Origin of the sequence: Paenibacillus sp. FSL R5-0749, from assembly GCF_038595085.1 — a bacterium.
In the GTDB taxonomy this organism is placed as follows: Bacteria; Bacillota; Bacilli; order Paenibacillales; family Paenibacillaceae; genus Paenibacillus.
The window spans coordinates 547975-562155 of the sequence record NZ_CP152005.1 but is presented as its reverse complement, the minus strand read 5'-3'; the positions used below and the strand labels follow the sequence as shown (position 1 = coordinate 562155).

The 14181-nt window shown below is 48.1% G+C and carries 11 protein-coding genes; 4 read left to right on the top strand and 7 right to left on the bottom strand.

Annotated elements, in window-relative coordinates; translation table 11 throughout:
* Positions 1-318: 318 nt before the first annotated feature.
* Positions 319-2631, top strand: a complete 2313-nt coding sequence (locus tag MKY85_RS02655; protein WP_342571713.1) for an AraC family transcriptional regulator — start codon at positions 319-321, stop codon at positions 2629-2631.
* A 207-nt stretch (positions 2632-2838) separates the two neighbouring features.
* Entirely contained in the window at positions 2839-4374 is a 1536-nt protein-coding gene (locus tag MKY85_RS02650; protein ID WP_342571712.1) for an extracellular solute-binding protein, read from the top strand.
* Positions 4375-4447: 73 nt separating this feature from the next.
* Here MKY85_RS02650 and MKY85_RS02645 read toward each other — a convergent pair whose 3' ends face one another.
* From MKY85_RS02645 to MKY85_RS02620, 6 genes are all read right to left on the bottom strand, one after another.
* Complete coding sequence (locus MKY85_RS02645; protein WP_342571711.1) at positions 4448-4687, bottom strand: YezD family protein; 240 nt, start codon at positions 4685-4687, stop codon at positions 4448-4450.
* Between the two features lie 178 nt (positions 4688-4865).
* A complete protein-coding gene (gene cysW / locus MKY85_RS02640; RefSeq protein WP_105601479.1) occupies positions 4866-5741 on the bottom strand; it encodes a sulfate ABC transporter permease subunit CysW in 876 nt (291 codons plus the stop codon).
* Between the two features lie 67 nt (positions 5742-5808).
* Positions 5809-6645, bottom strand: coding sequence for a sulfate ABC transporter permease subunit CysT (cysT, locus tag MKY85_RS02635; protein ID WP_342571710.1), 837 nt, complete (start codon positions 6643-6645; stop codon positions 5809-5811).
* 87 nt (positions 6646-6732) lie between these two features.
* Positions 6733-7812: a sulfate ABC transporter substrate-binding protein gene (locus tag MKY85_RS02630; RefSeq protein ID WP_339258586.1), complete on the bottom strand. Its 1080-nt coding sequence runs from the start codon at positions 7810-7812 to the stop codon at positions 6733-6735.
* 433 nt (positions 7813-8245) lie between these two features.
* Positions 8246-10123, bottom strand: a complete 1878-nt coding sequence (locus MKY85_RS02625) for a rhamnogalacturonan lyase (protein WP_342571709.1) — start codon at positions 10121-10123, stop codon at positions 8246-8248.
* A gap of 186 nt (positions 10124-10309) precedes the next feature.
* The gene (locus MKY85_RS02620; protein ID WP_342571708.1) at positions 10310-11365 is read right to left on the bottom strand and encodes a lactonase family protein; all 1056 of its coding nucleotides are present in this window, start codon (positions 11363-11365) and stop codon (positions 10310-10312) included.
* A 235-nt stretch (positions 11366-11600) separates the two neighbouring features.
* On the opposite strand from MKY85_RS02620, the gene MKY85_RS02615 reads away from it, so the two are divergent.
* Both MKY85_RS02615 and MKY85_RS02610 read left to right on the top strand, forming a co-directional pair.
* On the top strand, positions 11601-12461 hold the full coding sequence (locus tag MKY85_RS02615; RefSeq protein ID WP_342571707.1) for an AraC family transcriptional regulator: 861 nt from the start codon (positions 11601-11603) through the stop codon (positions 12459-12461).
* A 159-nt stretch (positions 12462-12620) separates the two neighbouring features.
* Entirely contained in the window at positions 12621-13304 is a 684-nt protein-coding gene (locus MKY85_RS02610) for an S-layer homology domain-containing protein (RefSeq protein ID WP_339239290.1), read from the top strand.
* Positions 13305-13504: 200 nt separating this feature from the next.
* Here MKY85_RS02610 and MKY85_RS02605 read toward each other — a convergent pair whose 3' ends face one another.
* Positions 13505-14131 (bottom strand): nitroreductase family protein, encoded by a 627-nt coding sequence (locus MKY85_RS02605; RefSeq protein WP_339239289.1) that lies wholly within the window; start codon positions 14129-14131, stop codon positions 13505-13507.
* Between the last annotated feature and the right edge of the window lie 50 nt (positions 14132-14181).

Genomic DNA, 14181 nt, shown 5'->3' with positions numbered 1-14181 from the left:
CTGCGTCAGCATATGAGGACGAAAGTCTCTATCCAGATGTCTGATCTGCCGTTAATGTAGCATTAGGGAGCATTTCGCATCTATAGAACATATTCCGTTTTATATCAAAATCGTACGTTCCGATGATTTCCACCCCCAAAAAACAGAAGAAATACTAGTTTCGTTAATTAAGATATCTTTTTATGTAAACGCTTTATTAAATTGGTGTAAAATATGAGCAAGACGTTTGTTAAATTTCGGTCAACATGATTTCTCGTCCTCGGCCTGCTATATAATGATGAAGTTGTCTAGAAATGAGGAATTGAAGGGGGAAAAAGGATGCGTACGCCATTTCAGTCTGTGAGATCCAAGATGGTTCTTTCCTACCTCGCTGTCGTTCTTGTCATTGCGCTTCTTTTCGGCTCCATTTTCTATCTCTTCTTCTCCCATCAATACAGCAAAGAGATCCGAATCAATAATCAATTGTCGCTGAAAAGCACGGTTAATACTATTGAGAGCTCCGTAATCCAGAAGGTGAATCAGGTCTACCTGTCCCTGGTACTCGGTAACGCTGCAAATATCAATTTGGATAGCTTAAAAGGAAACCACAGCAAAATTTTGGACATCGAACAGTCCCTCATAAATATGGTGCAAAATTATTCCGATCTCATTGAAGCTATTCATGTGTACGATGCTAAGAACCACTTCGTTGTCTCATCTATATATGGGCTGATGCTCTATGGGGACACGCCTTCAAGTGCGGATCATACGACGGAATGGATTGCTGCGATGAAAGAAACCGAAGAAAGCTCCTTATGGATGCAGACTCGCATGGTTCCTCAGGATGCATATATCGAATCGCGGGGACAGAGCAACATGAGCCCTATCATTTCCTATGTCCACAGTTACCCGTTTCAATCTTCTGGAAAAGACAGCAAGGTCATGATTGCGATTGATATCAAAGAGTCAGCAATCAGTCAGATCATTAAAAATATGCTCCCTGCTGATTATGCGAATACATTAATTATCGATCAGGATGGAACTGTCATCTCTGCCGCAGACAAAACGTTAATAGGCAGTGCAACGGAAGAGAATCTGACTCAGTCACTGCTCTCTCTTCATTCTTCAGATGAGAACTTCGCGCCTGTATTTAACCATGACTCTTCTGTCGTTACGCAAGATCAATTTAAAGGAAATGCATGGCGAATCTATACGACCACGCCTAATGAGAGCTTCTACTATAAGCTGGATAGCTTGAAGGAAATTTCAGTTCTACTAGGCTTATTGGCTGTAGCGGTTGGGATCGCGATGTCGTCCATCTTCACCAGGGCCAACTATAGTCCACTAAAACAAATCCTGAATAACATCAGGAGCCGGATGGATAGCCCAACCAGCCTCAAGCAGGACGAATACCGGTTCATCGATACAACGTTTAACAGTCTGTCCAATAAAGTTGATAGTCTTGAAGAAACCTTGCAGGCCAATCATAAGATGATTAAGCATAGTATCATGCTGAACATGTTGAATAACCGATTTACACCGGAAGAGCTGACAGAGCAACTGCAATCTGTGCATATTTCAATGGATTACTCCCGCTTCCGCTGCATCGTCATTGACCCCGTCAATGAGAAGTGGAAAGATCTACAGCCACGACAGTTGCAGCATACGTTGTACACGATGATTCAGCAACTTGAGATGGCAGACATGGAAGAAACAAAGCTGCTCGCAGAGGAATTGCAGGATCACAAAATCGGTGTAATCATCTGTACCAATCAATCCGAGGAACCTCTCTCTGATCACATTATTAACTTTATTCACACGGAGGCAAGAAGCAGATTTGGCCTTGAATTTGTACTTTCGTTAGGCGGCTGGGTAGAGCACTTCACGATGATTCACACAAGCTATCATCAGGCGAATGCCTTGATTCGATACAGCTACTTCTTTCCCGATCAGTCCGCCATTCAGGATCTTGATCTGCTGAACAGGGAAGCCAGCGGTCTGGAGATTCCGGAATCATATCTCATTAACTTCGAGAAAAAATTGCAGACTCGGGATATGCAAGGTTCGGTTCAGGTCATTCAGGAATTGGTAGCGATAATAAAGGAAGGCTCCTATTCAGCCGAATACAGTCGTATCATCTTATTAAAAACGGTATCTATATACGCTGAATGTATTCAACAGATGCGCCTGCAACCTGCCGAGGCGAGTTCATTGAATTTGTACAAGCAATTTTCATTGTTCTACAATATCAATCGCTATTCGGAATGGATGATTCATCTCGTGACTGAATTTGTGATGCACATGGAGAAACGAAGCGAGGTACGGAGTGTGGATACCATATCGGCGGTCAAAGCCTATATTCACGAGCACTTGTCGGGCGATCTCACGCTGGATCATGTCTCAGAGCAAGTATTCATCAGCCCTAAATATCTCAGTAAACTCTTCAAAGAAGAAACCGGGATTGTCTATTCCGAATATGTTACAAATCAGCGAATGGAACGCGCCCGGGAACTCATGACACAGCGTGAAATTACGGTTGAGCAGGTCGCAAGCACAGTCGGTTACCGTACTCCTGCCTATTTCATTAAGAAGTTCAAAGAAATTCACGGCTGTACGCCAAAAAACTTCATGCGCAGTCTAATGGAGCAGTAATCTATATAGGTTGAATTTTAAGAAGGTTGTTCTGTCATCGAAGTGTCCATGTAAATATTCCTTGATTGAACCTATATAGAATTTAAAATTAGGAAAGGAGCTGCTATGAACATAAACCTTTCAAGAAAGTTATGTCTATTGATTGCTGCATCTATTCTTATAGGATTGATGAGTGGGTGTACCTTTCTAGGGAGAGAAACAGCACAAGTGCAGCAGGACCATCTAGCAAGCGCTGAGAAGAATACAGTACCACAGTATACGATATCCTGGACCATGCATCAGAATATCCCTGTTCCTGAGGACGCGGAGATGATTGCCTATATTGAGGATCGGTTTGATATCGATCTGGAGGTGTGGAACCTTGAGAACAAGCGGTACGAGGAACTGCTGGACCTGGAGCTGGCTCAGGGAAAAATACCGGATCTGTTCCGGATCAGGCAACCGCATGATCTGCTGAAGTATCAAATGCAAGGCGTGTTAGCGGAGATTCCCCCTGAAGCACTTGAACAATATGCGCCCAATATTGTACAGCGAATTCGTGATTATGACTCACGTTATTTGGAGTACGGAAAAATAAATGGCAGCATCTATGGAATTCCGGTCATCAATCAGACCAACATCTATCGGACTCCTGTCGTATACCGGGAGGACTGGCTTAAGAAGCTGGGTCTGGACGTTCCTAAAACATTAGATGAATTTGAAACGGTCATGTATGCTTTTGCCAAAGGTGATCCGGACGGTAATGGTAAACAGGATACGTATGGGCTATCCAGAGAAGGCTTAAATGTCGTATTTGGCGCCTTTGGACAATCTGTTTTTACCGAGCAACTTTATTTTAATGAAAAAAACAACCAACTCGTGATCGGCGCTTTGGAGCCTGAGATGAAACAAGCCTTGGAGTATATACAGAAATGGTATCGGGATGGAATTATTGATCCTGAGTTTATCACGGGAGAGAATAAAGGCGGCTATAAACATCTGTCCCACACTTTTATTAATGGCAAAATCGGGATGACGTCGATGGGAAATTACTATCATTGGAATCAAGCGGGAGATTACAGTGTCCTCAATGAAAATGGCGAGGAAACTCCGGTGGAGCCCTCGTTCAACGTCAGTGAGCTACTACAGAAGAATGCAGCCGCCAGGATAGTATTCGGTTCACCGGTTATAGGTCCTGATGGACATAGCGGTTCCAAAGGGAATAATCTGCTCATGAATTTTATTGCTATAGGTGCTGAGGCTGCAAACGAGCCGGGAAAACTGGAGAAAATCTTGGAGATACTTGATTATGTAAGTGCCAACCCCGATCCGGTCGAGCAGATCAAAATGGAGTATGGCCTCCCAGGAAAGCACTGGGACTGGAGTGCTGCAGATTCAAAATCGTTCCACTTGCTTCGCCCATACAACCGAATGGAGAATTACACGAATATGATCGGCTCAAGTATTGGCATGATGGTTCCAGGTGCCCCCTCGGACAAACGTGAACAATGGGCTGCATCTGCAGGGTTGACCGAGAATGGTATCTATAATCGCCTGGAGGTTGCAACCCCTGCCCTGATTCAATATTCATCGGAGTTAATTCGTATGAGAGACAGAGCATATATCTCCATCATCACCGGCGATCAGCCTGTGGGGTATTTCGATATCTTTGTGGAAGAATTCATGGATGCAGGTGGGCAACAGGTGCTGCTTGAAGCGAATCAATGGTATAAGGCGCGTAAGGAAACAAGTCGCACGCAATAGGAGGACATATGGGAAGCGTCACATCAAAAAGCCACTACACTACCATCCTTGCTTCCCTGACGCAACGCACTCTCTATCCCTTCGCACTCGCATTCGATCCGCGAAGTGGACGGGCTGAATTGCTTCGTGCCGTGCTTCCAGTTTTGGAGGCGTTGCCTGAGGGCGTGTTCTCAAAACGCTTGCGTTCGGTCCGCTCCATCTGTACAATCTGACCTTCGTGCACCACGATGTGTAGAGAACCAAACTCCATGTCATTCAGTTGTCCGGCAATTCGGTCCAACCATACCTCATCCACTTTTAACGGCTTAGCCATAGAGCCGCCTCCTCTTCTCGGGCTGCTGCCCGCCATATTCCTAAGTCCGTTTTCATCCAACTTATTTATAAATCATTCTTATCCAACCTATATACTTGGTTTATACATTATCAGGGCTTCCAGTAGCTGTCAATCTGTATTTTCTTCATCCCATAATATATAATTGATCCGCTTTGTATCACTTTTCCGAAACCGCTTTGTGTCCAAGCCAGCTCTTGAGTAACAACGTGGCGAGAGCCAAAATCAGGAGCAGGGAAGCTACGGCAAATGAAGCCGAGAATTGATATTCGTTATACAAAATTTCCACATGCAGCGGCAGCGTATTGGTCTCTCCGCGGATATGTCCGGACACCACAGATACCGCTCCGAACTCGCCCATGGCACGGGCATTACACAGAATAATACCGTACAGCAGCCCCCATTTGATGTTGGGCAAGGTTACACTCCAGAAGATTCGCCACCCGGAAGCACCTAGCGTAACCGCTGCTTCCTCTTCCCGGGTTCCCTGGTCCTCCATGAGTGGAATTAACTCCCTCGCTACAAAGGGGAACGTAATAAACAGCGTTGCAATGACGATGCCTGGCAGCGCAAAAATGATTTTGATATCATGTTCGGACAGCCATGGCCCAAACCACCCATTCGAACCAAAGACCAACACAAAGATCAAGCCGCCCACCACAGGTGAGATCGAAAAGGGAAGATCAATCAGGGTGATCATGAGTCCCTTGCCTTTGAACTGGAACTTGGTAATGACCCAGGCAGCAGCCACACCAAATATCGTATTCAGCGGCACGGTAATCGCCGCAACCAATAACGTGAGTTTCAGTGCAGACATGGCATCCGGCTCGGTAAGAGCCGCAATGTATACGCCCCAGCCCTGTTTCAGGGCCTCCATGAGCACGATCACCAGCGGCAGAATAAGCAGCCATAAGAGTACAAGACTCGCCAGTCCAATTAACAACCATTTGACCCATGGAGCTTCCGTTGTTGCACGGTTGGTTCCGCGGCCAGCTCGTACGGGTGGAACAGGACTCAGTGGAACGGAACCCGCCATATGCTGCACCTCCTTTGGTATGGGTAAGTGACGTCTTTAACTATCCTTATTCCATCATGCTTCATCGTCATGCCCTGCCCGCCTTCCGACTCCAGCGTTGCAAGGAATTAATGATCAGCAGCAGGATGAAAGAAACCAGAAGCAGCAGCAAAGCTACCGCTGTAGCGCCTGCATAATCGAACTGCTCCAGCTTGGCCATGATCAGCAAGGGGGCAATCTCCGTTTTCATCGGCATATTACCTGAAATAAATACAACAGAGCCGTATTCACCAATGCCCCGGGCAAAGGCCAGAGCAAACCCCGTTAACAACGGGGGGATCAGATCCGGCAGCAGAATCGTACGGAATATCCGCCATCTTCCTGCGCCCAGTGTGGCAGCCGCTTCTTCCACCTCCGCCTCCAGCTCCTCCAATACCGGTTGCACCGTACGAACCACGAACGGAATGCCGATAAACATCAGCGCCAGCGTAATCCCAGCCTGGGAGTAAGCGAGCTTAATGCCCAAAGGCTCTACAAACTGTCCAATCCAGCCATTGCCGGCATAGATCGCTGTGAGGGCAACCCCCGCTACCGCCGTTGGCAAGGCAAAAGGCAGATCAATGACCGCATCGAAGAGCCGTTTGCCAGGAAATTCATACCGAACAAGCACCCATGCCAGGAGTAGCCCCAGCACGAGATCAATCAGAGCCGCTGCACCTGCGGTCAGAAAGCTGACCTGGAAGGAAGCAAATACCCTGGGATTGGTCGCAACCTCAATCATGGTTGCCCACGTCAGCCCTGTTGAGTTAAACAACAGCGCCGCCAATGGAATAAGTACAACCAGGCTCAGGTAGAGCACACTGTAACCCATCGTTAATCCGAATCCCGGCAATGTGCGTCTCCTCGCCAACATCACCTTGCTCATGTACGTTCATCCTCTCTGCCTTCAGCCGGTAAGGCTGGTTGGCCGCTTACAGCGCGATTGATCGGGTCTTCTATGAACAAAGCAATCTTAGCTGCCTGGAACATAGATCTGGTCGAAGATACCACCATCATTGAAATGTTTGGCCTGAGTATCCCGCCATGTACCGAATACATCTTTCAATGTGAACAGTTCAAGCGCCGGGAACTGATCTTTGAATTTTTCCTCCACGCTGTCCAGCGTTGGGCGGTAATAATTTTCAGCGGCAATCGTCTGTCCTTCTTCACTGTACAAATATTTCAGGTAGGCATCCGCCACGTCGCGGCTTCCTTTTTTGTCTGCATTTTTGTCCACAATCGCAACCGGGGGTTCTGCTAAGATACTAACCGAAGGCACGACAATATCGAATTTGTCCGGACCCAGCTCTTTTACCGATAGGAAAGCTTCATTCTCCCAGGCAAGTAGCACATCCCCAATGCCACGTTCAACAAACGTTGTCGTAGATCCGCGAGCACCCGAATCCAGCACAGGCGCATGTTTGAACAATTCACCAACGAATTCCTTCGCTTTCTCTTCATCATTGTTATTGTGCTTAAGGGCATACCCCCATGCCGCCAGATAATTCCAGCGTGCCCCGCCGGACGTTTTGGGATTCGGGGTGATGACTTGGGTATCCCCTTTGATCAGATCATCCCAGTCCTTGATGCCTTTGGGATTGCCTTTACGTACAAGGAATACAATCGTAGAGGTATACGGAGAGCTGTTATGCTCGTATTTGTCCTGCCAACCTTCGTTAATCAGACCTTTATCTTCAATCGCATCAATATCGTATCCCAATGCCAGTGTCACCACGTCTGCATCCAGTCCGTCGATAACCGAACGACTCTGTTTGCCCGATCCCCCGTGGGATTGCTTGATCGTCACTTCCTGGCCCTTCTCTTTCAACCAATGCGCCGCAAACGCTTTGTTATATTGCTCATAGAGTTCCCGTGTTGGATCGTAGGAAACATTCAGCAGTTCGATAGGCTTAGTCCCTTCCTTGCCACCTTCCGCTCCCCCTGATGTTCCTGCTGCACTGGACCCGCCGCTATCCGACCCGCATGCTGCCAGTACCCCTGTTAACACCAGTGCCAGACCAACCAGAATACCCTTGTGAATTCTCTTTTTCATCAAAAACACTCCCCCGATATCAATCTGCATGACTACCCCAGGCCGGCTGAACAGGATCGAACGCCCCGTAAAAAAACAAGAAGACGGAGGAACCCCCGCGCACTTCTCCCCATAAAGTCATGCCGGCCCTGGGCCGTGTATGCTTTCATCCGGAAAGGATGCGCTGCGGTGTTCCTCCGTCTATACGGTGAGAACGTTATTCTGTTCAGGTTGCATGTTTTATTATTCCTACCTGTTTAGTAAGTTATATACGTATAATAAAGGCAGTCTATATACCTGTCAAACGTTTTTTCCGATTTTTACCGGATTTCTGCACCATTGGCAAAAAAAGAGGAACAACGAACCATCGGCCGTTGTTCCCTTCAGCGAATCCCATGCTTCGCTGTTTACGATAAACATGTGCGGAGTTGGTCAGCCACACCTTGTCCATTCCTCATCTGCCCGCATACCGGATATTCGGTACCGGTGGTGGGTTCATGCCTTCGCCCAGATAAAAGCCGGTGTGCGGCGGCTGATTATAGGCTACATTTTGCCAAGCGACGCCAAGACGGTACACCGGATCATGCATCAGCGTGTAGATGCGTTTGTCGGTAACTGCTGTTGTGGTATAGATCCGCAGTGCTGAGCTGTCATTGGTCCGCCACACGACTTCCTCTCTCCAGTCCCCGAAGAGATCGGCCTGCAGATTCGGTGTAGACTTGGTTCCGTTGTTGGAAGAAACGCCGGATGCGGTGAGCAGGTTCATCGTTGTGCTGTTGGTATAATTCCACTTGTCGATTCGGTTGCTGTCCAACAGTTCACGGAGCAGGTCGCCATCCCACCAGATCCCAAAATTCGTGGAGGAAGGCAGGGTTGTCCCGAGTTTCTGCCCTTTGGCTGTGTACAGGCTGCCGTCTGCCCACACTTCGGCACCTTTATATCTTGGATCAATATCTGCTGCCATGCCGCGTCCAATATCCTTCGTTGTTTTGACTCCCCAGATTAATTGGCCTGTACCCGCATCACGGAATTCCACTCCGGCATTGGACGGTGTCTCATGGACCTGAAACACCTCAAGTCCAGGGCGGTCAGGGTCCAAGTCACTCAGATGCATGGCATCGCCATGATGAAGCCCTGTCGTATATAAGCCTTTGCCGTTATCATCCACCGCCATGGCGCCATAGACAATCTCGTCTTTCCCATCTCCATCTACGTCCGCCACACTCAGATTGTGATTGCCCTGTCCGGCATAACCCGAATTGCCCGAGGTATTGGAATCAAATGTCCACTGTTTGGTCAGCTGTCCATTCCGCCAGTTATACGCCACCAGTACTGTGCGGGTGTAGTATCCACGGGCCATGACCAGGCTTGGGCGCTCCCCATCCAGATAAGCAATGGCAGCAAGGAATCGGTCCACCCGGTTGCCATAGTTATCTCCCCAGTCGGACACATTGCCACGAGCTGGTTCGTAGTTCACCGTGGAGAGCGCTTTGCCAGTCTGCCCATTGAAGACCGTCAGGAATTCGGGGCCAGATAATACATAACCGCTGGAATTGCGGTAATCCTTGCTGGCATCCCCGATGACCACGCCAGTGCCATCCTTGGTGCCATCGGCTGTTTTCATGGCAACTTCGGCTTTGCCATCACCGTCGAGATCGTACACCATGAACTGGGTGTAGTGAGCGCCGGCACGGATATTTTTGCCCAAACCAATTCGCCAGAGGCGTGTTCCATTCAATTTGTAGGCATCGATAAACACTTCCCCGGTATAACCGCTCTGAGAGTTATCCTTGGAGTTGGAGGGATCCCACTTCACGATCAATTCATACTCACCATCACCATCCAGGTCACCTGCACTGGCATCGTTGGCACTGTAAGTGTAGGCTACTCCATCAGGTGTTGTCCCACCAGCGGGTACACTGAGCGGTACAGATAGATAGTTGTTGCCCCATACGCTTGCTGCCGCTGAAGCAGCCTGCTCCGTTCCACTGACTACAGCGCGAACTGTGTATTTGGAACTGCTTGTCCCGCTTGCATCCTGAAGGTTCGTGCTGTTCGTTATGGGTGTAGCGTTCACCTTGGTTCCGTCCCGATAGACGTTAAACGATACATTCGAACCTTCCGTACCCAGAAGCCGCCAACTGACAAAAACACCTGTCCCCGTCTTCACAGCCACCACACCGCGATCGAGATATTCCATCTGTCTTGCACCCGCTGCATGTGTTACTGGCGTGTTGCCAAGGCCTAGCGAAGTGACCAGTAACGCGGAACTCAGCAGGGATACTCCGGCTGTACGTAATGTGCGCTTCCACAATGATGATCCTTTTCCCATAAACAATTGCCTCCCCAATTGTAGTGGTAAGCCCGCTGCCCTTGTAGCGCCATTTTTTGTGTAAGCGCTTTAATATATTTATTTTAAATTAAACATATAATTCCATCTATAGGTCTAATTTAGTAATTAAATGGATGGCATATAAAAAAGCCGAAGGATTTCTCCTTCGACTTATATAATTACAACTTATACCACAGGCGCAACACATACCGGACGAGGCAGTTCCAGCTTGAACCCGTTATGTGTCAAACGTCCGTCTTCTTCGCTGATCTGGAAACCTACGAGATTATTGCTATCCTGATTCGCCACGACCAGAATCCCACCCGGCAAAATATTGAAGTTACGCGGTGTCTGCCCAATCGTGGACGTCCACTCTACGGCTTCCAGCTCACCGCTCTCTTGGTCAATATGGTAGAGTACGATGCTGTCATCTCCCCGATTGGATGCATACAGGAAACGTCCACATGGAGATACACGGATGTCCGCAGCGGTACCCTCGCCTTTATGCCCTTCTGGAAGTGTGGATATGTGCTGCACCGTAGTGAATTCCCCTCTGCGCTCATCGTATAGGAATGCCGTAACCGTGTTGTTTAATTCATTGATGACATATGCCCACTTCGAGTTGGGATGGAACACAAGATGCCTTGGCCCTGCGCCTGGTGGCTGATCCATCTCACGATGGGTTACCAGACGTCCTTCTTCCAACCGATACACAATGATCTGATCCAGACCGAGGTCACATACGACAGCATACTGTCCGGACGGATCTGGCTGAATGGAGTGTGCATGCGGCCCTTCCTGGCGATCTTCGTTGATTCCACTTCCCGTGTGCTCCACCCATGCACTCATCTCACCAAGCGTCCCCTGGTCGCCTACCGGAAATACATTGACACTGCCGCTGCTATAGTTGGATGAGAACACCCACTGACCATCCTTCGAGACAGACACATAACATGGAGAAGCTCCACGGGTCTGCTTTCGATCCATCAGGTGCAGTTCACTCGTAGCCGCATCTCTGCGATACACCAACACCTCTCCCTCGTCCATCTCACTCGCCACATACAGACAGTTGCCATCCGGGCATAGCGCCAGATAAGACGGATTATTCACACCATCCATGTGATTGACGATTCGCATCTCTCCTGTATCCGTATTCAACGCACATAGAAATATTCCTGGTTCTTCCGCTGACGCATACGTACCTGTATAGAAAAGTGTTTCCTGAGTTGTGACTGGTTCCATATCTCAATCTCTCCCTTATCCTATATATTCTCTGGTCTCATTCTTCCCACTATGATGTACTTACCCAATTCACGGGCAACTGCTTCACTTCCTGTAACGTGGCTTTCTATATTCAGAATAACTCCGCTCAGCGCTCTCATATCTGTCATTGACTCCCTTACCCCCGCTCACCATAATACAAAGTATGAGACCTAACAACAGACCACCCCTACAGCGTAAATCTGACGGATTTCGTATGCAAAAACTCATGGTGCTTCCAGACTCACTGCTGCAAGAAACCGCAGCTTATCCGGCCACGTCCGGATTATACGTTACCGATATCGGTTACTTTCACGAAGCGGAACATCATTACCGTGACCGTCCCGATGGTTGTGAATCACACATTCTGATGTACTGTGCCCAAGGCACAGGTTGGTATACGATGGAGGGCAGCAAGACATATGATGTCCGCCCGGGAAACCTTGTCGTATTGCCTGCAAATATTCCTCATGTGTATGGTGCCAACGTAGCTGAACCATGGAGTATCTTCTGGATTCATCTGCGCGGGGAACACGCTTTAACCTACATAGAACCATTGCTAACCCATCATATTACTACGATGCCACCGACCAAGGCCCAAAAATGGCTCGAGCTGTTCCATGAATGTTACGGCGCGCTAGAGACGGGTTACTCCATGCAGACGATGACATATGCCTCCCAGATTATCGGTTATATGCTTGGTATGCTTGCTTATGGACCGGAGACGACAGGAACAGATGGTGGGATTGTGAGCAGCAAACGTGCGGCAGAACAATCCGTTCAATACATGCTGGAGCACCTGGAGAACGGAATCACCCTCAAGGAACTGGCGGCACATGCCCGGCTGTCTGTCCCTCATTACTCACAGTTGTTCAAGCAAGCGACCGGGCATTCGCCTATCGATTATTTCCTGCGGCTCAAGATCCAGCATTCCTGCCGCTATCTGGATTTTACCGATTGGACTGTGAAGCAGATCAGTTCCGAGCTTGGATTCAAGGACCCATACTACTTCTCCCGTCTGTTCAGCAAAATGATGGGACGTTCACCCACGGATTATCGAAATAAATCCAAAGGATAGGTGCCGTATGCTTCACAAGTGCTTTCAACTAAAATCTTTTGGAATGGTTATCTACTCCATTGGAAAATTTCAGCAACCTTTTGAACAGTAGGGTCGTCTATAGGGGCAAATAACTTTTATATAAAGGGATCATCCCTGGAAAAGTGAGGCGAACCTATTATGAAAAAAAATATACTGGCTACATTAACTGCGGGAGCTCTGCTCACACTGTCTCTAAGTGCAGGCCCGATCAACGCTGCGCAGGCCCAATTCACGGATATTCAAGGTATCACAGGAGCAGACAAAATCGAATCTCTCCATCAGGATGGATTCATCAAAGGTGTGAGCGACAGCTTGTTCAAACCTGAACTGGAGTTAAATAACGCCCAGGGCATTCAACTGATTGCGGACGGACTGAATCTGAATCTAGATACGATTCGGTTTATCAAAATGCCGGTACCAAGTGACTACTTCTCTGCTGTAAAAGATGGCGTGTGGTATAGTGACGCATTTATCCGCGCCCAATATAATGGCATTCAGATGTCACAGGATATCGATCCGTCCAAACCACTCACTCGTGAACAATTCACCCTGTTCCTGATGCAAGGCATCGAGGCCAAAGGCGGTCTGCCGATGATTAATATCAAACCTGTGGACATTACCGATGAAAAGGAACTTACCCCTGCGTATCAAGGCGCCATTCAGCGTTCACTCGTTCTCAAAATTAATGAACTGGATGCCGACGGCAACTTCAAACCGAAACAAACGATTACTCGTGCCGAAGCAGCAGTGATGATGTATAACGCAATTGAATACATGGAATCGTTCCATGCACCGCAAATCCCGGAAATACCTGAAAAGTAATCATTTCATGGTGGAAACCACGAATTCACTTGAGTAGTGAATCCGCTCAAGTGGAGTCACCGTGAGTGGACTTTTCCATACAGCCCCCATATGCCAAACAGCCGCACCTTCCCTCAGCAGGAAAGCGCGGCTGTTTGTATTATACCTATATCACTGATGCGATCATCAGATTGTAGCTTTATAACTTAGAAAGTTCTGACTTAGAAAGAACCTTTAACAACAACCTCAGACAACGGTAAACGTCCTGACGGGCGAGCTGGCTGCGCTGCTTTACCTACAGTGATCAGCAACGTTGGCACAAACCGTGCAGGAATGTTGAAGGTTTCAATCAGTTTTTGTGGATTATATCCACCGATTGGACAAGTATCGTAACCCAGGGAGCGTGCAGCAAGCATGATATTTTGGGAAGCAAAGGATGCATTGCGGATCGCTTCATCGCGAGCGATTTGCGGGCTTTGGTAAGCACCGTTGATCTGTCCAACCAATGCGTCACGAACCTCAGCAGTCAGTGCGCCTGCTTCAACAGCTTGATCGTAGATTACGGTGTTACGGTTCGCTTCCAAATCTCCGAGAACAGCAATGGTAACTGAGCTTTCCACGATTTGACTTTGACCGTAAGCAACTGGCAGCAATTTCGCTTTGTCTGCTTCGGATTCAATGACGAGGAATCTCCAGTGTTGCAGGTTCCATGAAGATGGTGCTTCCGCAGCTGCTGTCAAAATCGCATTGAGATCAGCTTCAGGCAATACAAACCCTTTTTCGTACTTTTTGACAGCATGGCGTTCGCTAATGACGCGAAGTGTTTCATTTTTTTCAATGCCTGACATGTGTTCCACTCCCCAGAATCTATTTTTTGTGTTTTTCTTCTACTTTCGCA

Excerpts from the sequence above, each read along its gene's own strand:
- MKY85_RS02615 (WP_342571707.1), top strand. The coding sequence starts at position 11,601 with ATGCAAAAACTCATGGTGCTTCCAGACTCACTGCTGCAAGAAACCGCA.
- MKY85_RS02620 (WP_342571708.1), bottom strand. The coding sequence starts at position 11,365 with ATGGAACCAGTCACAACTCAGGAAACACTTTTCTATACAGGTACGTAT.
- MKY85_RS02645 (WP_342571711.1), bottom strand. The coding sequence starts at position 4,687 with ATGGCTAAGCCGTTAAAAGTGGATGAGGTATGGTTGGACCGAATTGCC.
- cysW (WP_105601479.1), bottom strand. The coding sequence starts at position 5,741 with ATGGCGGGTTCCGTTCCACTGAGTCCTGTTCCACCCGTACGAGCTGGC.
- cysT (WP_342571710.1), bottom strand. The coding sequence starts at position 6,645 with ATGAGCAAGGTGATGTTGGCGAGGAGACGCACATTGCCGGGATTCGGA.
- MKY85_RS02605 (WP_339239289.1), bottom strand. The coding sequence starts at position 14,131 with ATGTCAGGCATTGAAAAAAATGAAACACTTCGCGTCATTAGCGAACGC.
- MKY85_RS02655 (WP_342571713.1), top strand. The coding sequence starts at position 319 with ATGCGTACGCCATTTCAGTCTGTGAGATCCAAGATGGTTCTTTCCTAC.
- MKY85_RS02625 (WP_342571709.1), bottom strand. The coding sequence starts at position 10,123 with ATGGGAAAAGGATCATCATTGTGGAAGCGCACATTACGTACAGCCGGA.
- MKY85_RS02630 (WP_339258586.1), bottom strand. The coding sequence starts at position 7,812 with ATGAAAAAGAGAATTCACAAGGGTATTCTGGTTGGTCTGGCACTGGTG.
- MKY85_RS02610 (WP_339239290.1), top strand. The coding sequence starts at position 12,621 with ATGAAAAAAAATATACTGGCTACATTAACTGCGGGAGCTCTGCTCACA.